Consider the following 22,304-nt stretch of genomic DNA (forward strand, 5'->3'; position numbering starts at 1 on the left):
AGTTCCAATATAATGGAAATGGATAAAAAATCGAAAGTCCCCGCGTTAACCAGAGCGCTCGATATTCTCAACTTTGTTGCAGAAAATGGTCATTGCACGGTAACGGATATTGCAACCAATCTGGCGCTGCCAAAAAGCTCGCTGTATCTAATGATTGATGAACTGAGAAATCTTCGATTACTGGCACAAAGTGAAGATGGTTCTCTGCGTTTAGGGCTGAAATTGATGGAGCTGGGCAGTCGCTCCGTTGAACAACTGGACCTGCGTCGTATCGCTAAAGACTACCTCACCCAATTAATGCTGGAGACTGGATTAGTTTGTCATTTGGGTATTCTGGATGATAACGACCCGATTTATCTACTGAAGGTAGACTCCAAAAGCACTATTCAGGTGCGCTCATGGGAAGGGAAGCGCCTTTCGTTATATAGCTCAGCATTGGGTAAATGTTTATTAGCCTGGATAAGTGTTGAGCGGCAAAAAGCATTAATTTCTGTCATTGAGTTCAAAGTCGTCACACCTTACACCTTAACCTCAGAAGAAGCGCTGGTGAATGAGCTGGCTCTTATTCGGCAGCGGGGCTGGAGCTTCGATAATCAGGAAGATTTACTGAATATCCAGTGTATTTCTGCCCCGATATTTGATTCATCCAACAAAATTATCGCCGCGATTTCAGCGGTAGGAACCACTTTGCAAGTTAATGAAAACAATTTGCAGATGTTAGCGGAAAGAGTAATGCATGCAGCAGAGCTGATTTCCAAAGAGCTGGGCCATAGTCACAAGTAAGGAGCAAAAATAGTCATGATTCGACCTTCTGGTATTTATAGCGCGATGCTGACTCCGTGGAAGAATGGAGTGCCTGATTTAGCGGAACTCAGAAAGATTGTTGATTTTCAAATCGAAGCGGGATTAACCGGTCTATTTCCGGTGAGCTCGGTTGGGGAATCCGGGCTGATGTCGTTTGAACAGAAGTGTGCGCTGATGGAAACGGTTATCGACCAGGCCGCCGGGCGAGTTCCGGTATGGTGCGGTATACCAGCCAGTACAGCACAGGAAAGTATTGCGTTGGGAAAATTTGCCAAAGAAAAGGGCGCGGCGGGTTTGGTTTTAATGCCTCCGGTTTTTTATCGCCATTCTTCAGAAGTGATTGTTGCCACGATGAAACAGATTATCGAAAGCACAACGCTACCGGTATGTCTGTATAACATTCCATTCTTTGCCGATGCGATTACACCAGCAATGGTCGCGGAGCTGGCGCAGTTACCAAATGTTGTAGGTATCAAAGACTCGGGCGGTAACGCCGTTGAATTTATGCAGATGCTCTCGCTCTGCGGTGAAGTTAACCCACAGTTTAACGTATTAACCGGACGTGAAGAGTTTCTTTATCCATCGCTAAAAGCGGGTGGAAAAGGCTGTATGACGGCAACGGCCGGTGTATTACCTGAAGTTATGGTGAAAATTTATCGACTGACAATGGAAGGAAAAGATCAACAGGCTCATCAATTACAAATGGCGGCACTGCCAGTCATGATGATGCTGTCTTCATTACCATTTCCACTGGGTTACAAACTGGGAATGGAAATAAGAGGATTCAACATGGGGGAAACACCATTCCCACAGGTTGATTCAGTAAAAGAAAAGGCTAACTCAATAAAAAATAAACTAGAGAAAGCCCTGCAACAACTTCTAAATATTGCCAACTAGCGAAACAGAGGATAACCATGAACTTACCTAAAATCAAACAGGTTAGAGCCTATTTTATGGGTGGAGCGACCGCAGCGAAGGGTTCTGGCGGAGCTGATTATCATGACCAGGGAGATAAACACTGGATTGACGATCATATTGCTACACCAATGAGTAAATATAAGCAGTATGAGCAATCCCGTCAGTCATTTGGGATTAACGTACTGGGTACATTGATTGTTGAAGTAGAAGCTGAAAATGGCGTGAAAGGCTTTGCCGTTTCAACCGGCGGTGAAATGGGATGTTTTATCGTAGAAAAACATCTGAACCGCTTTATTGAAGGTAAATGCGTGTCGGATATCAAATTGATTAACGATCAAATGATGAACGCCACCATGTATTATTCTGGCTCGGGCGGTCTGGTAATGAATACCATCTCCTGTGTCGATCTGGCGTTATGGGATCTGTTCGGGAAAGTAGTTGATCTACCGGTGTATAAGCTTTTAGGTGGTGCAGTACGTGATGAAATTCAGTTTTACGCCACCGGAGCTCGTCCTGATCTGGCGAAAGGGCTGGGTTTCATTGGTGGGAAAATGCCGACCCATTGGGGACCACATGATGGTGATGCAGGTATTCGCAAAGATGCGGCTATGGTCGCTGATATGCGTGAGAAATGTGGCCCTGATTTCTGGCTGATGCTGGACTGCTGGATGAGTCAGGACGTGAACTATGCGACTAAACTGGCTCATGCCTGTGCGCCATATAATCTGAAATGGATAGAAGAGTGCCTGCCACCACAACAATATGAAGGATATGCTGAACTGAAACGTAACGCTCCTCCGGGAATGTTGGTTACCTCTGGCGAGCACCACGGTACATTACAATCGTTCCGTACCTTATCTGAAACTGGCATTGATATTATGCAGCCAGACGTTGGCTGGTGCGGTGGCTTAACCACATTACTGGAAATCGCCGCTATCGCTAAATCACGCGGTCAACTGGTGGTGCCACATGGTTCATCTGTCTACTCACATCATGCGGTAATCACGTTTACCAATACGCCGTTCAGTGAATTCCTGATGACCAGTCCGGATTGTTCAACCATGCGTCCGCAGTTTGACCCAATTCTGCTGAATGAGCCGGTACCGGTTAATGGGCGTATGCATAAATCAGTACTGGATAAACCAGGTTTCGGTGTTGAATTGAATCCGGCGTGTAACTTAACCCGACCTTACACGCACTGATATTTGATTAGCCGTTAATTAAATAATAAGCCTGCCGATTAGACGGCAGGCAATATCAAACTATATATCATTAAGGATCTAGTCATGACTACGGTTCTCAACACGGCTGTAACTAAAACAAGGTGGCGTCTGGTTCCCTTTATGCTGACGCTGTATATTTTGGCCTTTTTGGATCGCGCCAATATTGGTTTTGCCAAGCAGTCTTATCAGTTAGATACCGGTTTAAGTAATGAAGCTTATGCGCTGGGCGCAGGTATCTTCTTTATTGCTTATGCCTGTCTGGGAGCACCAGCCAATCTGTTAATGAAAAAATTTGGTGCCAGAAAATGGATTGGTGTCACCACGCTATGCTGGGGTGTTTTATCTTCTGCCATGGCTTTTTGTGATACTGAATGGAAATTTCTGACGGTTCGTACGTTATTAGGGGCGGCTGAAGCAGGCTTCTTCCCGGGAATGATCTACCTGACCTCTCAATGGTTTCCACAGCGCACCCGGGCTAGTGTGATGGGGCTATTCTATATGGGTGCTCCGCTGGCATTAACGCTGGGTTCACCGCTGTCAGGTGCATTATTGGAAATGCACGGTTTTGCCGGACATCCGGGCTGGTTTTGGATGTTTATGATTGAAGGGGCTCTGGCCGTTATGGCTGGGTTCTGGACCTTCTGGTATCTGGATGACAATCTGGAGAAAGCGCGTTTTCTAACTGCTGAAGAGAAAAAAGCGTTAATCGAGCAGATAACCAGCGAAGAGTCGAAGAAACAAACGTCAAGACTGATGGATGCGATTAAGAATGTGCAGGTATGGCATCTGGCTATTATCTATATGCTGATTCAGATTAGTGTATATGGTCTGATTTTCTTCCTGCCAACTCAGGTTGCAGCATTGATGGGTACTACAGTAGGCTTTAAAGCTTCGATGGTGGCAGCTATCCCATGGATTGCGGCGATGTTCGGAACTTACTACATTCCTCGCTATTCCGACAGAACTGGAAACCGTCGTAATCTGGCAGCACTTACGCTGGCGATTGCGGGTATCGGTATCGGTGTATCCGCATTTGCCTCACCGGTCGTGGCCATTATTGCTCTGTGTTTTGCTGCCGCAGGTTTTATTGCGGTACAACCGGTGTACTGGACGATGCCAACCAGTATGTTGTCAGGCGTAGCACTGGCCGCCGGGATTGGGTTCGTCAATATGTTCGGTGCGATTGGTGGCTTCCTGGCACCGCTAATTCGAGTCAAAGCTGAAACAGTAATGAATAACTCCATGGCGGGTCTGCTGACGTTGGCTGTATTGACTATTGTGGGAGCCATAGTAATTATGGCGCTGAAGAAAGACAAAGTTGCCAATGCCACAACGGGAGCTGTTGCTGAGGTGAAGTGATAATTTCTGGTTGAGGTAAGAATAAGCCCCCGATTTTCGGGGGCTTATCTTTTACTATCAAACAGGTTTAGTTTGTTCTGATAAAGTGCCCGGCATGCCGCTGCTGGCTTGTTGTAGTTGAGACAGGGAGCAGTAAAGACGCCAAATCAATCCGGCTAATTCTCTGGCAGAGGCATCGTGATGGCGGGAAAGAACGGTACTCATCTTTAATAACTCTTCTAATGCGACTTCCAGCGAGCGTTGTTGAACGCCTTTTTCCGTCATGATGCCTTTTAAACAGCGAATACAAACTTCTCGTACCACCACCAATGGATCCGAACGAATTTCCCATTCGCGCAGTTGCCAAACAACGTGACTACAGTTAAGCAAAACAACACCCCAACGTAACACCCAAATACGAACCTGCTCATCTTTACTTTGTGTTAGCTGACTAATGCGATGATAAACCATAGACTCGAAATAGCTCTCGGTTTGAGAGGGTTTCTGACTTAGTTGCCCCATAAAATCACGACGTAATGCCCGAATGATTCGGCGGCTTTTCACCTTATCGGAACTTGGTCTTAATATTTGAAAGGCAGCACCGGCAAGAATAACTCCGGCCAGCTTGCCGAAGTCATCATTAATATAACTACTAAAGTCATAATCCGGTGGGTTGGTAATGGTTAAAAATGATCCCATAAAAACAATTAACTGACCCCAAAGTGATGCATAGCGAGGATGCTGCAACTTTAGCATCTGCATAGTGAGCAATACCGGCAGTAAAAAAGCGCAAAATACCCAGAAGTCATTGATTTGAATCATCAGGCCAAACTTAACCATATAGCAGACAATGGAAAGCAGTACGATGGCCTTAATTAACGTCATTACGCTATTAATGGGAGAGACTGTAGCAGAATAAAGAACACAACTGATAGCCGTTAATGTTAATGCAGATGCGCCTGCATCCCATTGAGTATTTATCCAATAGGCACAACCGATCACAATACATAAAAAGGTTCTTAATGCATTATAAGCGGCTTCGATAGAGTCAGTATGTTGAGCGATGCTTTTGACTTTCGGTGGTTGCAGGTCACTATCAGGCGCTGAAGCTTCCAGACGAAGCAACCAACGACTGGATTGTAAATAGAGCCAGCAAAAGTGACGCAACCGTAACCAGACAGTGTGATGGCGAAAGTCGCTTTTATCTGCGGGATATATTTCCTGTAAAATGTTAGCCAGACGATACTTATTGGTGTCAGGCTTGCCAAGCTCGGCCAGTAAACGATGTAAAACTTCAGACAGATTTTCAGGCCGATCCGGCCAGTTGATCATTAAACGACGAATACCGGAAATGACGCTGGTAAGCCGTAATTGCTGGTGCAGCATATAGTTGAGAATATTATTACGTCGGCGCAAACGATAGTGGCTCCAGACAGCCTGAATTCTCAATACGTTCATGGTCAGAATTTGGCTAATGATACCTTCATGAGAAGTTCGTACCTGAGGGGTAATTTCAGCCTGCCATAAGCTTTCTGCGTGTTCCAACAGGCGGTTATGTATTTTTTTCAGTGAATCAAGCAGTGTGGAACCATCAGAAGTACTGGGTAAAATCATCATCATGACGGCACCGCAGATAATACCGGTAACCACTTCGCACACACGAGCCTGAGTGGTATTAAAAACTTGAAGAGAGTCAGTACTGTCCGTCAGGGAGAAGGTAATAATGGCGGCAGTATAGCCAGCCAGAGCAAAAGCATATGAGACATTGTTCTGGTAATGGTTAGAGACATAGGTACATAAGGATAGCCAGCCAGCAATAGCAAAGGTAAAAAGCCAGGGATCGTTCAAACATGTGCCTGCAATCAGCATTGAAGCCAGAGCTCCTAACAGGCTACCCAAAATACGCCCAATGCTTTTACTGATAACCCCACCAATAGTAGGAAAGCTGACGACTGCAGCGGAGGTCATGGCCCAGTAAGGTGCATCTAAATCCAGCAAAAAGGCAACGCCAAGAGCCAGACACATGGCTATAGCGTTGCGTAAAGCATAGCGCCACTGTGCTTGAGTTGCTTTTCCCCAAGGGGTATTTTTCCATTCAAGCCAGGAAATATTCACACATATACCTATTGATGAATAGATACAGAGCAGGTGGTTCCGGCAATTAACAGAACATTTTCAGGAACCTTGGTAAGCTTTATTCTGACGGGAACACGTTGAGCCAGACGAACCCAGGGAACGTTTGGTTTAACATTCATTAGCATATCGATATTGCCATCAACACTTTGATCTGAAATCGCCCGACCAATACTTTCCACTTCGCCACTTAACGGAGTATTACCGTTATACAGAGTAATGCTGGCAGCATAGCCAGGCTTAATATGGCTTAGCTTAGTCTCTTCAAAATAGCCCATTACATAAAAAGAGTGAATGTCGACCAGAGCAACTAAAGGCGTGCCTGATGTGGCATAGCTGCCGACACGAATTTGTAAATTAGTCAGATAACCATCCGTTGGAGCATAAATATTGGTATGGGCCAGATTCCATTTAGCCTGATTGAGGCTGGCCTGTGCGGCTTTATAGTTTGCCTGCATAGCCTGGACGTTTAAATTGGCATCATCCAGCTCTTCTTTAGATATAACACCACCACTTAAGCGACCGCGACGTCCAGCCTCATGATTGGCTTTGCCTAAATCTGATAGTGCTTTGGCTAATGCCCCTTCGGCTTTATCGACTTCAATCTGGTAAGCGCTGGAATCAAGGGTAAACAACAAATCACCTTTTTTTACCATCTGATTATCAGCGGCATTAACCAGCATCAACTTACCTGAAACTTCAGGGGTAATATTGACTAACTCAGCCCTGATTTTAGCATCGCGCGTCCAGGGAGATTGCATATAGTAATTCCATAGCCACCAGCCGGCACTTAATGCAATGGCAAAAATAATGACCGTAGAGAAGTATTTTATGACATTAATCTTCATATGATTACCAATGGGTTAACATCCACATAGATCCGCTGACGGCAATAATAAAGATAGAGAGGTCCGTCAGGGTAGGATGCCAGATATCGCCAGAATATAGCCAGTCGCGAATGACTCGGTGAACTAATAGCCAGATGATGAAACCAAGAAAAAGTGCTTTAAATATTGGGGGGAAGTAAAGAGAAGCGCCGAACACCAGGTCGGATAATGCGCTGTTTTTATTTATTAAACCAATATCCACGTTATTGATACCTGCCTGATGTAATGTAAGTTATCTCTACCGGATATTGTGACATAAGACTTTACTGTATAACCTACATTTACTGCGAACATTCAACTAATACCAGCATAGCACTATCGAATTATAGTATCACCATACTTATCAGGCATTATGCGGGAATGAGTACTTTTCTTACTGATATTTACCCGATAAATAAATCTTAATTGCTGCTTGTGGTAGTATGCTTATAATAGAATACTTAGTATGGAAGTATGAGTTCACCTAAATTAAACTCTGGTTAACTAATAGCTGTTAATTGTTTTTGGCATAATGTTATCTATAATTTTGGCAGAAAATACTATTAGCCTGTTATTATTATTTTTCTATAATTCCCCTTTGTTTTTCTGCTGAAAATAGCGATTGAAAATTTATTTTATTTCGAAAAACATCCGTATATGAGATTAATTTGGTTATTGAGTTTGTAACAATTAAAATCAAACTTAGTAAACAAAAACAATCGGATAGACTTAATTTGTAAAAATTAGAACGATAAAAAAATCATTATCAATAGGTGTTAGCTATCAAAGTGGTTGTTATGTTAGGAATTAACGATTTGTAATCAAGTGGTTTTAGATATTACTCTCAGTGCCAATAGAGGTGTTTATTTATTCGTATTGGAGTTTTAAATTTTACCTGATAATTGTATTAAACTCTCATTAAAACGAATGGTTGAAGCAAATTAATATTATTAGATTATTTAGTTTCTACCGATTTGCCATTATCCTTTGAGGTTTAAGGTCAACTCTAAGAATAAATGGTGAAACAGATCATGTTTTTTTGTCAATGGAATGACGGGCATTTTGAGATTAGGATTTTAATTTAGAGAATATGTGCTGAAATTTTAGATATTTGAATAGCTATCGGGATTGTTACTCAATGACCCTGGCTTTCGGCTAGAGGAAAGGTCATAGCCGAAAAACAGAATTCACAATGTGGATAATGAAGTAAAAATAATAAAAAAGCTGAATGTTTTTGTTTTGACATAACAGCCAAAGAGAACGGCAACCGGAATCCAATATGGAATGGTGAGAGTGCCGTATCTCTATGATGTAAAAGGACAAGTGGTGGTTTGTTATATGCTCTTTTTATCAGAAGTATATGAGGAGAAGTAAGATGAAGGAAAATCTGCCTGTTTGTCACCACTGCAGTAAGATAGACAGCGTCCGTAAGCATGGATTAGCGCGCTCCGGGGTGCAGCGCTACTATTGCACATCCTGTAAAAGAACGTTTCAGGTTCGTTATATATATCTGGGAAATGAAACTAACATTTTGCGTCAGGTTAAGGCCTTGCTGGATGAAGGAAAGAGCAGGGTAGAAATCAGCCAGGTACTAGGGGTCAGTCAGGGAATTATCGACCGTCACATATACTTAATTACGCTGGAAGAAGAAGAAAAGATTGGGGCATAAGCGAAAGACGAAAGCGTAGTTGCTTGCTTAGTTTCATGATGAAATAGGTAATCTGTTATATCTTTAAAAGGTATCAGAATCATCATTTACATCATACGCCGGATCTTGGTTTAACCTGAGAGTGAACGCACATGACGGGAAGAGGAGGGCAGAACTCTTCCCGTTCATTATCTCTACCATTTGCCATTCAATCGATCCCTTCTATTCTATCCCTTCTGTTTTTAGTAACTCATATTAAAAAGATCATCTTTTACTCACGCGTCGTTAACTCCAATCAAATGAATTATTATGGTGGCTAATAATAACCATAAGGAGTGTTTTTGCCTTGATATAGAAAAGAATAACGTGATTGAAGTAGAAGAAGTACGGCGCGATGCAGTATAAAATACCCTTAACTTAATAGGTCTATTAGTAGGGATTAATCCCGCCATCAAAGGAAACAACAAAATGTCTAGAACATGGATATTAATTATCTCGGGTATTGTTATTGGAGCTATTGCATTAACGTTGGCGATTGCAGGAAATCCACCCAACATGGGGGTTTGTGTCGCTTGTTTTATTCGAGATAGTGCCGGGAGCCTGAATCTTCACTCAACGGCTACGGTACAGTATCTGCGTCCGGAAATATTTGGTTTTGTGATCGGCGCCTTCGCGACGGCATTAATATTTAAAGAGTTCAAAGCCAAAGCGGGTTCAGCTCCGGTCATTCGTTTCACACTGGGTTTTCTGATGATGATCGGATGTCTGGTCTTTTTAGGTTGTCCATTGCGCATGGTTTTACGTATTGGTGCCGGAGATTTAAACGCAGTAATTGGATTAGTTGGGCTAGTCGCTGGTATAGGTATTGGTAGCCTGTTCCTGAAAAAAGGATTCTCGTTGCCCCGTAATTATAGTCAATCTTCTATTGAAGGTATTCTGTTTCCGGTTATCTGTATTGTCTTATTAATGATGTTTTTGTGGAACAGCGGCATATTTAGCGCCAGTGAGAAAGGACCAGGAGCCAGCCATGCTCCCGTATGGTTATCGATAATTGCTGGTCTGGTGATTGGTGTGGTTGTCCAACGTACGCGTTTTTGTTTTATTGGTATGGCGAAAAATATTTTTTTATCGCGTAACTACAATATGGCATTGGGAGTTTTAGCTTTAACGCTGATTGTGGCAGCCGGTAATCTTTATCTGGACAAATTTACTCTGGGTTTTGATAACCAACCAATAGCTCATACTGACGGGGTATGGAATTTCCTCTCGATGATGTTAGTTGGGCTTTGTGGGGTATTCATTACGGGTTGTCCATTACGCCAATTAATTAGTGCCGGGCAGGGAAGTTCTGACGCTGCAATTAGTGTGCTGGGAATGTTGATTGGTGCCGCATTTGCACATAACTTTGCTTTTGCATCCAGTCCGGCAGGGCCAACAGAGAATGGGAAAACTGTGGTTATTGTTGGCATTATTCTGGTATTGGCTATTGGTGTCATTTATACCGTAATGACACGTAAAACGCTGGAAAATGCGACTGATGAACAATGAATATCTGTTTCTTTTCCATACACCCTTGGGTGTAATTCAGCTAAAAAAGAAATTAAATGATTGGGGTATCCATTTTCTGATCATTGATGCTCCGAGAACACTTTCCGCAGAATGTGGTATGGCAGTACGTTTTGAATTAACTGAGCGGTATCAGTATTCGACCCTGATAAATTCACTGGTTAAATCGGTTTATCAGATAAAGGCAGAAGGCTATGATATTTTGTGGCAAGATCAACAATAACTGAGCAAGCATTAATAACAAAAAAGCGTCCATTATATGGGCGCTTTTTTGTTATCTCGACCGATAGCAGAAGAAAATTATTTTTATTCACTATGCTGAAAGCCGTTAAAATCTATTAGTTCTGGTTTATCACGCTCACATTTTCATCAGTAAAATTGTGTGATAAGGCAATGCATTATCACTAAGCTGTTTATCAACTTTTTCTAATTGAATTTTGTTTGTCAATTTAATCCGCATTAACAAATCTATTAAAACGCAAAATATGAAATCTCAGCTATTTTTTCGCTTTTTGGATAACTACTTTTCTTAAATTAGTCTAACTTGTTACAGTTTTAAGATTAAAGATGTTTAAGAACTGACGTTTTATCAGCGAACAGTGCAATGAAGCGTTATTTCTCAAATAATTAATGGAACTCGATACAGTAAATGTTAATTCTTGTTATCGGGATGGCAAATGGCCTTCGGGAATACCTGTCTGCTGTGTATCGGCTAATTAGTCAGAATACTCTTATTGTGATTGAGTATACGATTGTTATTTAGCAAAACCACCGTGGTACGGGTAGATATTTTAAGACCATTAAAACCTCGTTTGACTGATTGGATAATAAAGCAACATTTTTAATATCCTTAAAGCGAAGTTTCTGCGAGAAAGAGTGCTAAATGTCCTCATCACCAATCTATCAATGTAATGTCTATTTTGGGCTGGATATAGCACGGGCTTCGGATATTCTTTATGGGGGGTATTTTGAGCATCGTCTGTCTTCTTCTGCCCAATTAAGCTTATATCATCAAAGAGTGACATTGGATGATATTCGATTAGAAACCGGCAACTATAGTTTCCCTATCATCGCCAGAGGATGTACTCCTTCGGATACTATATGCATTGGTTTTATGGCGCACGGAAGTGACGTGACTCGTTATAATACGGTGCCAATTGGTACCGATGAAATACAAATTTACCCGGAAGGAACGGAGCTACTGTACCAATCTTCCGGCGCATCTCGTTGGATTATCTATGCTGTTCCTCGTGCAATATTGCAGCAGGCAATGCTGGCATATAGCGGTCAGGATATGATGCTATCAAAAGAGAATGCCATTTCTTTAAAATTGCCGGAAGGAAGCATTGATAGTCTGTTAAGGCAAACTAATGACATTTTCACTATAGCCCAAAACAGTTCAAACTCTGGTTATCGGGGAGGTGCTCTTAATAGAATTCAGGAACAATTATTGGCTAGTTACAGTCGGGCTGTTTGTGATGCTATGTTAGAATCTTCCATTGAAAAGAAGAGCAGTGTATCGCAACGCCACAATAATCTTATTTTGGACAGCGAATATTTTGTTATGTCTTGTGATGATGTCAGTACCAGTTTGATCAATATCGCTCAGAGGACTGGATATAGTCTGAGGGCGCTTGAACTTATTTTTCGTAATTCGGTAGGAATGTCACCGGGAAAATGGTTTTTAAACCTGAGGTTAAACGGTGCGTTACGCGATCTGTTGATGGCAACACCGATGAGTACTGTATCTGGTATTGCTACACGTTGGGGGTTTCAGCATCTTTCTCGTTTCTCTGAACAATACCGTAAGACGTTTGGTGAATACCCAAGCCACACATTAAATCGTAGTAAAAAGAGAGAGGAAACAGCTTTTTTCGAAAGGGAGTTTGATGGGCAAGTAACCCCGTAACTGATTGATTTTATTTTTATAACATAGATTATCCAGAATCATGTCTGATAAGTGTAGTCACGCTTATGATAAATTTTAAAATTCGCAAAACTAAATATTTCAGTTTGATTATTTTCATTAATTGTTAAATAACAAAATATCCAAAAATATATTTCCTGTGGTTTTTTCGTTTTTTGGATAACGGAATAATGGAACATATATTACATTGTTCGTGTTGTTTCATTGAACCTAAACTAAAGCAGGAGCGCATTATGTTTAAGAAGAAAACGCCATGTCGTTATTGTCAGGATAATCAATCCGTCAGAAAACATGGAAAAGGACGTGCAGGTTATCAACGTTTTTATTGTGTAAATTGTAGTCGTACATTCCAGGTGAAATACGTTTATTCAGCTTATTACAAAAATCCAGAACCAGTTTTATCTTAATGATAAAATGAATTAGAAAAATTTGTTATAAAGTCAATTGCCAAATTTGAAACTAAGTAATAGCTCATATTGATATTAATTATCATTTCATGTGTTTTTCATTATGGCATAACTTCATGATGCTAAAGTAGATGCAATGTCCGTCACTTAATCTTGAATTGACCTGTTAATAAAATTGAAAATATCTACTGAATAAATAGTTTAATCCTGTTTATTCAATTTGAGAAGCCCGTTGTATAGCGGGCTTTCATTTTTACTGTATTTATAATTAACTTACTTATTAAGCACAGATGAAATTTTTTTAATACTCTTGTCAATAACCCATTCAACTTATTTAAAATAATATATTTCTTATTGAGTTTTATATTGATTTTAATAAAGAGTATGTTATTTGATGATGATGTCGAATTTTAATGCCTAATTTTAACATCTAATAAGTTAAATTAACTATTTTAGATTATTATAATAGTGCGCATACCTAATGTGCTAAGCCGCAACTCAATCAAATTTTGAAGTACCCTATGTTATAGGTCTGACAAGGTTTAGTGACCAAAACACCTTGTTTATAATGTACTATCAATATGCAGAAATAATATCACCCCCACTTTATGTGTGGGGGTAGCGATTTGAATAATATTATTTAATATCAAATAACGTATCAACAGCGGCCAACTGCTCTGGATTGAGTTTACCGCCATAATTACGGGAAATTGGCTCAAGATATTTATATTTTCTGGCTACAGTAGTTTTAATCGTAGTCACAAAATCGTCACCAATGGCATAAATGCCGGATAGCCTTCCAATTTCTTCATGTAGCGCGGCAACTTCAGCAAGATTGTTAGCCTGATAAGCTGTTTTAATTTTAGTAAACAGCTCAGGTACTACATTATTTAAACCCGAAAGTACGCCAGCACCACCATTCATCAGATTAGGCACAAAATATTCGTCGTAACCGGCAAATATTGAGAAATCTTTCCGCACTGGCGCCATAGCGCGCACAATAAGGCGAGTATGAGAAGAGCAGTCCACAGTATCTTTAATACCAACAAAATTAGGGCACTCTTTAGCCAGCTTCAACACCAATGCAGCATCTACATCACAACCGGTTCGGGCCGGGAAGTTATAAATCAGCCATTTGCCTTTAAAGCGATTGTTCAGATCGATAAAATATTCATACAGCTGTTTTGGCGTTTGGGCGTAATAGTAGTGGGGTAATGCCATTACTGCTTCATAGCCTTCTGCATAAGCGATATCGGCCAGATGCACCATATCATCAACACAAGTTGTTGATACATGGGCAATCATTGGTAGCTTAGTCATCTTACGTGCTTTTTTCAGTAAACTCTCACGCTCGCTGAGGCTCATGGTAACAAACTCGCCAATTGTTCCCATTAGCAATATACCATCGGTTCCTGAAGCAGCCAGACGATCAAAATGCTTTTGAAGTGCATCATAATCAATTTCACCGCTGGTTTTGAATGGTATGACAGAAGGGCACCAGGCACCGGAAAACAGGGCTTTATTACTCATTTCTTATTCCTCTGATGATTCACGACATAATTTCCCGGGCACGATACCACTAAATCATTTATGGCATTTATCAGACCCGGATGTCTGTTCTGATCGCTTACAACAGGAATGCGGTCATCACGGGTTATTTGCTACGATTTAATTTTAACTCTTATATGTGGGAGCTTAAATCTCATATATAAGAGCTATAAATATACCGAAGATAAAGCCCTTGTTAAAGCAGCGTAAGGGGTAATAAACGGAGACAGATCACAGAATTGAATGATGAATCCGCAGAAGGGCGATCTGCGGTTGATAAGAAAGAATAATTAACGAATGGATTCTGACAGCATGTTAGCTGCGGTTTTCACTAATTCTACGAATTCCGGAATTTTTTCTTCAGGAACTTGAAAGCTAACGCCAGACATACTGATTGCGGCAATGACCTTATTATTTCGATCAAACACCGGAGCTGAGATGCAGCTAACGCCGTCATAATCTTCTTCATTGTCAAATGCCCAACCCTGTCGGCGAACCGTGGCTAATTCCGCTTTAAATGCGCTACGGGTTGTGATGGTGGTTTTAGTTTTTGCTTCTAATCGTTCTTCCGGCAGCAGGCGATCAATTTCCGCTTCAGGTAACCAGGCCAGAAGGCATTTTCCCAAACTGGAACTGTGCAATGACAGGCGTTTTCCTAACCAGCTTCGTACAACTATGGCTCCCGGGCTTTCTATTTTTGCCAGATAAATTGCAGAAGTATTATCCAGAACGCCCAGATGGCAGGCTAGTCCGGTGCTATCCCGTAAAAAAGTCATCGGAGCAATCGCCAAATTCCGAATATCAAAGCTCTCAATGGCGCGAATACCTAGTTCAAACAATGTTAGCCCCAGATAGTAACGGCCTTTTTCCTGACGTAAAAAGCCATGTGCTACCAGACTATTAAGTAATGTAGCCGTTGAGCTTTGGGCCAGATCCAGAGTTTGATGAATTTGGCTAAACGTGACACTGCCTTGAGTAGAGACATACTTTAAAATGCGGGTCGTTTTATCAATGGCCGGTGTTTTGGTCGTAATCTCTTGCATAAGGCTCTGGGTCTTGGGGCAGATAGTAAATCGCAGTGTAAAGTAAAAATGAAGCAAATTCAAAATACTGACCACCAGTAACTGAGGTTTTGCGTAACTGACGTTATTATGAATAATAGTCGACTGTTATTAGCGTATCAAAGGCGGGGAACAGAAGTGCCATCATTTAAGGATATTGCAGAGCTTAGTGACTTACATCAGAGCTTACCGACGTTTGTTAATAAGTTACATCAATTGCTTACGCGGCTGGAACTGTCGCTGGAAACTTATTATGCGGACCATATTTCTGTTCGCTGTTTCCAGAAAACTACCGCGGATCGCTGGCGTCAGGGGTTAATGCAGTGTGGTGAACTGATGTCTGAAAAGATAATCAATGGTCGCCCAATTTGTCTGTTTAATCTGCATGAACCATTACAGGTTGGCCTGTGGCGAATTGACTGTGTTGAGTTGCCCTATCCGGGAGATAAACTTTATCCGCAGGAGGATTGGGAACACGTAGAATGGGTCGTACCTGGCGATGTGGAAAATTTCCATCAAACGGCACTGGCGCTGTTTTCAGACGATATTCTGTTGATGCCGCAGCTAAAACTAAAATTCAGTAATCCTGCTGGAGAAGGGGAAAGATTGCCCAATCCAACGTTGGCGGTAACAGATAATGGGGTAACCGTAAAATTTCACCCGTACAGCATTCAGGAAGTAGTTAAAAGCGAAAGCTAAATGATGGCAGTAAAGGAAAAGACGGTCACCATTATTTAATGATGACCGTGACCTGTCAGGCTAAAGCGGGTAAGGTTGCTACGGCGTTCGTCATACGCGTTAACGCTTGCTCCAGTAGCGCTCGCTGGCAGCCAAAATTCAGGCGAACAAAATTCGGATTACCAAAATCACTGCCTGGTGATAATCCAACGCCAGCTTGCTCAAAGAAAGCATGTGGATTGGTTACTGCTAATCCTGAAGCATCAATCCAGGCCAGATAGGTGGCTTCAACAGGCATCAATTTTAGTCCGGGAATTGCATTAATTCTCTCCATTACCAAATCCCGATTACCACGCAGATAGGTTAATTGCTCTGCAAGCCATTCATCACCGCCCTTGTAGGCGGCAGTTGCAGCTACATAAGCCAGAATATCGACGCTGGGAACAATACCGGCTCGCGCTTCGGTAAAGCGATGTCGCAATGCTGCATTTGGAATAACGGCAATGGATGCACCTAACCCGGCGATATTAAAGGTTTTAGATGGAGACATTAACGTTACAGAACGTTGAGCCGCATCTTCGCTGAGAGAAGCGAAAGGAATATGTTCCAGCCCTTCATCCAGCAGAAGGTCACAGTGAATTTCATCTGAACAAACAATCAAATTATGTCGCTGGGCGAAATCAAGCTGAGCCGCTAACTCATGGCGACGATAAACGGTTCCACCAGGATTCTGTGGATTACATAGCATCAGCAGTTTTTCAGAACCGGATAGCTGATTTTCTGTGGCCTCCAGATCTAGCACCCAGCGCTTATTTTGTAACTTAACTGGTGCAGAAACCTGATTACGGTTAGCAAACCGTGCAGCTTTCATAAATGGAGGGTAAATTGGATGGGGGGCAATAGTTCCCTGTTCCGGAGTAGTTAATGCCCGAACGCATAAGTTTAATCCACATACTAACCCCGGAAGAAAAACCAGCCATTCTGGTTTTACATCCCATTGGTAGCGTTGCTTCATTCGCTGAATGAACACCTCAACCAGCTCGGGTGAAGGATAGCCATAACCAAATACCCCATGGGCTACACGTTTTTGCAGGGCGTCAATAACAGCGATAGGAGATTTAAAGTCACTATCTGCAACCCATAGGGGAATAATCTCTTTATCTTCATATTTGTGCCACTTATCACTATCGGTGTGATGTCGCTCCACATACAGATCAAAATTAGATGCCATAATAAAACCTTTAGTGCGCCTTTGATTGGGTGTCATTTAATAAAGTGTAGACTACGCCAGATGTGTTCTCTTGCTCAAGAATTGTTTTGTTTTTACTTGATTTAGGGGGAAAGATGTCAAAACTGGAGGTGTGTTGTTATAGCGCCGATTGTGCCATAAAGGCCGAGCGCGCTGGCGCGGATCGCATAGAACTTTGTGCAGGCAAGCAAGAAGGAGGAATTACGCCGAGTATTGGCATGCTTGACTGGGTTTCTCATCAGGTTTCTATTCCGGTTCATCCTATTGTACGTCCAAGAGGAGGGGACTTTTGTTATAGCGAAAGTGAGTTCGCCATTATTAAGCGTGATATTGACCAGATCCGCGACCTTGGTTTCCCGGGTATCGTCATTGGGATCCTGACGGAAGATGGCCATATTGACGTTGAACGTATGCAACAAATCCTTCGCCAAACGGCAGGAATGTCTGTTACTTTTCATCGGGCGTTTGATATGTGTGCTAATCCGTTACTGGCACTAAGCCAACTGACGGATTTGGGAGTGGACCGTATTCTGACGTCGGGGCAACAGCAAACAGCTGAGGTTGGATTGTCCTTAATTCGTACCCTGATTCAGCAAAGCCAACGGCCGGTTATTATGCCCGGTGGCGGTATTCGCCTGACGAATATTCATAAATTTATCGAAGCTGGCGTTCAGGAGATTCACACTTCTGCCTGCCAAATCGTTCCATCCTGTATGCGTTATCGTAAGGCTGGCGTGAATATGAATACCGATAGTGAAGCAGATGAATTTGCTCAGTTTCAGGTTGATAGTGATATGGTGGCGGCGATGAAGGAGGTTTTCGCTCCCAGCGTTGTGAGGTTTCGCCAGCAGGTAGGCTAACAACGCTCATGATGACTAAGAGGCCAGATAATTATCTGGCCTTTCTACTTTTGTTATTCCATCAAATTTTAAAGCATTGTTTATTGCTGAGGAGTAATAAACAGCATTTGTGATGGGCTGCCAACAGGGGTAAAGCGGTTAGTGAATGTCAGTTTGCCATTGGTTGGGTCGATGCTGAACGTAGTGATGTTATCACTACGTTGATTCATCGCGTATAGGGAGTGACCATCCGGAGAAATAACCACTGTGCGAGTGTAATCGCCATGAGTCCAGATATTATTTGCCAGCGTTAAGCTACCATTCTCATTAATATTAAAATGCGAAATACTGTTATGCAGACGATTTGCCACATACAGATGGTGACCATCCTGACTGAGTACCAGACCGGAAGCGAAGCTGGTTCCTTTGTACCCTTCAGGTAAAGAGGATATCGTTTGCTGTTCCATCAATTTTCCACTTTCCATATCAAACAGATAGGTTGTCAGGGTGGAGGACTCTTCATTAATTAAATAGACATGCTTATTCGTCGGGTGAAAAACGAAATGGCGAGGTCCGGCACCGGCTGATGATGCAGCAATAAATGGTGGATTGTTAGCTGAAAGAACGCCGTTGCTGCTATCTATCCGCCATTGATAAATACGGTCTAAACCCAAATCGGTAGAGTAAACGAATTTTCCATCAGGGTCGCTGCCGATCATATGGGCATGTGGGCCGTCGTGATCGCTGAAGGCGAAGCTGCCTTCAACGGCAGCGGCAGGTTTGCTTGCACCAGGTTCTCCACTGCTTTGCTTCACGGATGCAGGTCGCCCCAGTGAACCATCTTTATTAATCGGAAAACTGGCAATAGAACCGCTGATGTAGTTTGCTACTAATAGAAACTTACCGTTGGGATGAATAGAAATATAAACCGGACCAGCGCCCTGAGAGTCAACTTCGTTCAGTTTTTTTAAACTGCCATCCTGACTATTTACAGCATAAGCGGTGAGAGAACCATGTTTCCCACCGTTATAGTTAGCCACTTCACTGGCGACATAAAGATGTTTGCTATCGTTGTCTAATACAATTTGTGCAGCATTAGGTATGTTGCTAACCAGTTTATCTTTTTTAAGTGAACCATCTTTATCTACCTTCATCAGATAGATACCTTCTCCATTAGGATTATAGGTGGCAACATAAGCCATTGTGTCTGAGGGAGTAATAGCAGAAGGTTCGGTATTGGCTAAAACGGGAAAAGCAGCAAGAGAAGATAATCCAATAATGATACTGCGGTAAATTGCTGTGGTTGCTGAACCATCCATGCGTTTTTTATTCATATAATCTCCTGTGCTTTTATAAACGTACGACACCTCTTAAATGTATAGATAAGACAAGAGTGAATGTCGTGGTGTGATAATTGACATTGGGATTAATGATTACCCCAGATCTTGAAAAGATCAAATAAACCATACTGAAATTTGGTAGAACCCCATTACTTGAAGCTAAAGAAGTCCTGAATTGAAGCGGTCGTGTTTTCAACGATACCTTTTTTCAAATGGCCTATATACAACAGTGGTTTATTTGGCGTCAGAGATGCGACATCACCTTCACGCATATGAAGAAGGTCTACCGGGCTAACCCAAACCGGGTCAGATGCGGTGATAGGAAGTCCTGCCTGATTGTAAGCTTCAATGACGAACTGAGAACAAAAGAAGCTACCTTTAGCATCATCGTCTGAGCCCAGTTGGACTTTAGCCAATGTGCTAATGCAGTTATTGCGGAATTTTTCAGAGAATGGATTCAGGCTGCATAGCTGACGCGTCATCATAAATGGGGCCATCAGTGCGACGCCATTATAATTATAACGTTGGCCAACTTGAGACTCTGAAAAATTACGAATCGCTAAAGCCTGTTCTGTTGATAGCTCAGGTACCCGGAAAACAATGATCTTGGAGTTATGATCGATCACTTTATCCAGAGATACGATTTGCACTCCGCTGCCACCCACAGCTTCAACTACCTGATCGTTACCTAAATAGATAGCCGCATGGCTAACTGTTGAAGCGCTAAACAGGCGAATTCCTAAAGAAGTTGGTCCATAAGGTGAGGTTAGCAGAATATCACCGGCAACCATTTCCGTAGCAGGAATAACCAGACTTCCTCCTTCAGGATAGGAATGAAGGCGCTGCATCTGAATTTCTACCGGTAGGGCGTTAGTTGTACTGAGTTGATTATCTTCTTTTTCAGAAATCTGCATAGTGCAGCCGCTAAGTAAAAAGCAGCCACTGAACACAATGGCAAACAGAGATGTAACGGGCCTGCAAAATGACATGGTTTAATCCTTTAATCCGCTAAACAGACCGGCAGTTATGGTCTTTTCGCTACAATAACAGCTCTGATTGGCGCTGGGTATCCTTCAATAGTCTTACTGTGATCCTGTGGGTCAAGAAATTCAGCTAAAGAATCACTGGTCATCCAATCTGTTTTACGTTGTTCTTCAACGGAAGTAGGGCAAACATCAACAATACGAATATCAATAAAACCACATTTTTCCAGCCAGTTAACCAGTGCCGCAGCCGATGGAATAAAATATACATTACGCATTTGAGCGTAGCGATCTCCGGGCACTAATACCTGATGTTCATCGCCTTCAATAACGATGGTTTCCAGTACCAATTCACCGCCTGAAACTAACTGATTTTTTAGCTGATACAAATGGTCGAGAGGTGAACGACGATGGTAGAGCACGCCCATGGAGAATACGGTATCAAAGGCCTTTAATTCGGGTAACTGCTCGATGCCTAATGGCAGCAGATGTGCCCGCTGATCGCCACCTAACAGTTTACGTATCGCTTCAAACTGGCATAAAAATAGTTGGGTAGGGTCAATTCCAACTGCTAAATGAGCACCGGCACCAATCATACGCCACATGTGATAGCCGCTACCGCATCCAACATCTAATACAGTACGACCAGCTAAAGAAGAGATATGGGGGACAACGCGTTCCCATTTCCAGTCCGACCGCCATTCAGTATCAATATGAATGCCATATAGGTTAAATGGCCCTTTGCGCCAGGGCATCAATGTTTTTAAATGCGTCAATATACCCAACTGCTGGCCTTCGCTCAGATCAGGAGAGATATTTGCGGTAACACTGTGTAATAAGTCTAACGGATCGGGTTTAATGGTTGGCATATATTCAACTGCATTAAACCATTGTTTGAATTGCCCGTGATGGGAACTCTTTTGCCAGGCAGCAATTTGGGCTGGTAGGGTTTCTAACCAGTGACTAAGAGGGCCTTTAGCGATCAGACGGTAAAAATCACCAAACTCGATCATGATTTAGCATCCTCTTTTACTGCAATCAATGAGCCAAAGTTAAAGCATTGAAACCAGGTTTCTGCATGGCTGAAACCCGCCTGATGCAGGCGAGTTTTGTGGGCTTCCACACTGTCGGTGCGCATCACGTTTTCCAACATGCTGCGTTTTTGGCTAATTTCCAGTTCGCTGTAGCCATTGGCACGTTTAAAATCATGGTGCATATCAAACAGTAACTCACCAATTTGCTGGTCTTCAAAACTGAATTTTTCTGACAGCACCAGAATGCCGCCAGGTAACATTCCCTGATAGATTTTATTCAGTAAACGCTGGCGATCATCGGGTTCGAGAAACTGTAGGGTAAAATTCAACACCACCATTGAGGCATCTTGAATTTCAACATCACGAATGTCAGCCTCGATGACCTCCACCGGAGTGACAGCACGAAAAGCGTCAATATGACGACGACAGCGTTCAACCATCGCCGGTGAGTTATCGACAGCGATAATATGGCAACCATCAACTTTAATGTTACGTCTAACCGACAGGGTTGCTGCACCAAGAGAACAGCCCAAATCATAAATGTGGGTATTAGGGCGAACAAAGCGTTCAGCCAGCATGCCAATCATCGAAATAATGTTGGAATAACCTGGAACGGAGCGTTGAATCATATCCGGGAATACTTCGGCGACCTGCTCGTCGAAAGTCCAGTCACCCAGTTTATTTATCGGGGCAGCAAATAAGGTATCGCGGTTTGGCATAGCAATAGAAAGAGTCAGTACAA

At 42.4% G+C, this 22,304-nt stretch carries 21 protein-coding genes; 11 read left to right on the top strand and 10 right to left on the bottom strand.

What is annotated here, in order from left to right; translation table 11 throughout:
* Positions 1-12 precede the first annotated feature (12 nt).
* The 4 genes from GOL65_RS01480 (at position 13) to GOL65_RS01495 (ending at position 4,304) form a co-directional block, all read left to right on the top strand.
* Positions 13-783: an IclR family transcriptional regulator gene (locus GOL65_RS01480; RefSeq protein WP_179038121.1), complete on the top strand. Its 771-nt coding sequence runs from the start codon at positions 13-15 to the stop codon at positions 781-783.
* A gap of 15 nt (positions 784-798) precedes the next feature.
* Positions 799-1,701 carry a dihydrodipicolinate synthase family protein gene (locus tag GOL65_RS01485; protein ID WP_140918471.1) on the top strand — a complete coding sequence of 301 codons (903 nt, stop codon included), beginning with the start codon at positions 799-801 and terminating at the stop codon, positions 1,699-1,701.
* A 17-nt stretch (positions 1,702-1,718) separates the two neighbouring features.
* Positions 1,719-2,924 (top strand): L-rhamnonate dehydratase, encoded by a 1,206-nt coding sequence (gene rhmD / locus GOL65_RS01490; protein WP_140918472.1) that lies wholly within the window; start codon positions 1,719-1,721, stop codon positions 2,922-2,924.
* A gap of 84 nt (positions 2,925-3,008) precedes the next feature.
* Positions 3,009-4,304, top strand: coding sequence for an MFS transporter (locus tag GOL65_RS01495; RefSeq protein WP_179038122.1), 1,296 nt, complete (start codon positions 3,009-3,011; stop codon positions 4,302-4,304).
* A 57-nt stretch (positions 4,305-4,361) separates the two neighbouring features.
* Here GOL65_RS01495 and GOL65_RS01500 read toward each other — a convergent pair whose 3' ends face one another.
* Genes GOL65_RS01500 through GOL65_RS01510 form a run of 3 tightly spaced genes read right to left on the bottom strand, consistent with a single transcriptional unit; the run spans position 4,362 to position 7,505 of the window.
* Entirely contained in the window at positions 4,362-6,398 is a 2,037-nt protein-coding gene (locus tag GOL65_RS01500; RefSeq protein ID WP_140918473.1) for an FUSC family protein, read from the bottom strand.
* A gap of 8 nt (positions 6,399-6,406) precedes the next feature.
* A complete protein-coding gene (locus GOL65_RS01505) occupies positions 6,407-7,264 on the bottom strand; it encodes an efflux RND transporter periplasmic adaptor subunit (protein WP_140918474.1) in 858 nt (285 codons plus the stop codon).
* Between the two features lie 4 nt (positions 7,265-7,268).
* Positions 7,269-7,505: a DUF1656 domain-containing protein gene (locus tag GOL65_RS01510; RefSeq protein ID WP_140918475.1), complete on the bottom strand. Its 237-nt coding sequence runs from the start codon at positions 7,503-7,505 to the stop codon at positions 7,269-7,271.
* A gap of 1,152 nt (positions 7,506-8,657) precedes the next feature.
* Here GOL65_RS01510 and GOL65_RS01515 point away from each other — a divergent pair.
* The 5 genes from GOL65_RS01515 (at position 8,658) to GOL65_RS22620 (ending at position 12,830) form a co-directional block, all read left to right on the top strand.
* A complete protein-coding gene (locus GOL65_RS01515) occupies positions 8,658-8,951 on the top strand; it encodes an IS1 family transposase (protein ID WP_140918476.1) in 294 nt (97 codons plus the stop codon).
* A 447-nt stretch (positions 8,952-9,398) separates the two neighbouring features.
* Positions 9,399-10,478 (top strand): YedE family putative selenium transporter, encoded by a 1,080-nt coding sequence (gene yedE / locus GOL65_RS01520; protein WP_140918477.1) that lies wholly within the window; start codon positions 9,399-9,401, stop codon positions 10,476-10,478.
* Positions 10,468-10,719 (top strand): DUF3343 domain-containing protein, encoded by a 252-nt coding sequence (locus GOL65_RS01525; RefSeq protein WP_179038123.1) that lies wholly within the window; start codon positions 10,468-10,470, stop codon positions 10,717-10,719. Before yedE ends, GOL65_RS01525 begins: the two co-directional genes overlap by 11 nt.
* A 660-nt stretch (positions 10,720-11,379) precedes the next feature.
* Positions 11,380-12,405 carry an AraC family transcriptional regulator gene (locus GOL65_RS01530; protein ID WP_140918479.1) on the top strand — a complete coding sequence of 342 codons (1,026 nt, stop codon included), beginning with the start codon at positions 11,380-11,382 and terminating at the stop codon, positions 12,403-12,405.
* Between the two features lie 251 nt (positions 12,406-12,656).
* Positions 12,657-12,830, top strand: a complete 174-nt coding sequence (locus GOL65_RS22620; RefSeq protein ID WP_456152035.1) for an IS1/IS1595 family N-terminal zinc-binding domain-containing protein — start codon at positions 12,657-12,659, stop codon at positions 12,828-12,830.
* Between the two features lie 636 nt (positions 12,831-13,466).
* On the opposite strand, the gene GOL65_RS01535 is transcribed toward GOL65_RS22620, so the two are convergent.
* On the bottom strand, positions 13,467-14,360 hold the full coding sequence (locus GOL65_RS01535; RefSeq protein ID WP_140918480.1) for a dihydrodipicolinate synthase family protein: 894 nt from the start codon (positions 14,358-14,360) through the stop codon (positions 13,467-13,469).
* 308 nt (positions 14,361-14,668) lie between these two features.
* Entirely contained in the window at positions 14,669-15,421 is a 753-nt protein-coding gene (locus tag GOL65_RS01540) for an IclR family transcriptional regulator (protein WP_140918481.1), read from the bottom strand.
* A 156-nt stretch (positions 15,422-15,577) separates the two neighbouring features.
* On the opposite strand from GOL65_RS01540, the gene GOL65_RS01545 reads away from it, so the two are divergent.
* Positions 15,578-16,138, top strand: coding sequence for a VOC family protein (locus tag GOL65_RS01545; RefSeq protein ID WP_235893723.1), 561 nt, complete (start codon positions 15,578-15,580; stop codon positions 16,136-16,138).
* A gap of 55 nt (positions 16,139-16,193) precedes the next feature.
* On the opposite strand, the gene GOL65_RS01550 is transcribed toward GOL65_RS01545, so the two are convergent.
* On the bottom strand, positions 16,194-17,348 hold the full coding sequence (locus GOL65_RS01550; RefSeq protein ID WP_179038124.1) for a MalY/PatB family protein: 1,155 nt from the start codon (positions 17,346-17,348) through the stop codon (positions 16,194-16,196).
* 113 nt (positions 17,349-17,461) lie between these two features.
* On the opposite strand from GOL65_RS01550, the gene cutC reads away from it, so the two are divergent.
* Positions 17,462-18,226 (top strand): copper homeostasis protein CutC, encoded by a 765-nt coding sequence (cutC, locus tag GOL65_RS01555; protein ID WP_140918484.1) that lies wholly within the window; start codon positions 17,462-17,464, stop codon positions 18,224-18,226.
* Between the two features lie 80 nt (positions 18,227-18,306).
* On the opposite strand, the gene GOL65_RS01560 is transcribed toward cutC, so the two are convergent.
* From GOL65_RS01560 to cmoA, 4 genes are all read right to left on the bottom strand, one after another.
* Positions 18,307-19,524 carry a lactonase family protein gene (locus tag GOL65_RS01560; protein ID WP_140918814.1) on the bottom strand — a complete coding sequence of 406 codons (1,218 nt, stop codon included), beginning with the start codon at positions 19,522-19,524 and terminating at the stop codon, positions 18,307-18,309.
* 170 nt (positions 19,525-19,694) lie between these two features.
* Entirely contained in the window at positions 19,695-20,534 is an 840-nt protein-coding gene (locus GOL65_RS01565) for a YaeF family permuted papain-like enzyme (protein WP_140918485.1), read from the bottom strand.
* A gap of 35 nt (positions 20,535-20,569) precedes the next feature.
* The gene (gene cmoB / locus GOL65_RS01570) at positions 20,570-21,541 is read right to left on the bottom strand and encodes a tRNA 5-methoxyuridine(34)/uridine 5-oxyacetic acid(34) synthase CmoB (RefSeq protein WP_140918486.1); all 972 of its coding nucleotides are present in this window, start codon (positions 21,539-21,541) and stop codon (positions 20,570-20,572) included.
* Positions 21,538-22,281 (bottom strand): carboxy-S-adenosyl-L-methionine synthase CmoA, encoded by a 744-nt coding sequence (cmoA, locus tag GOL65_RS01575; protein ID WP_140918487.1) that lies wholly within the window; start codon positions 22,279-22,281, stop codon positions 21,538-21,540. The genes cmoB and cmoA overlap by 4 nt, the downstream gene beginning before the upstream one ends.
* Positions 22,282-22,304: the final 23 nt, after the last annotated feature.

It is taken from the genome of Limnobaculum xujianqingii, assembly GCF_013394855.1.
Classification (GTDB): domain Bacteria; phylum Pseudomonadota; class Gammaproteobacteria; order Enterobacterales; family Enterobacteriaceae; genus Limnobaculum; species Limnobaculum xujianqingii.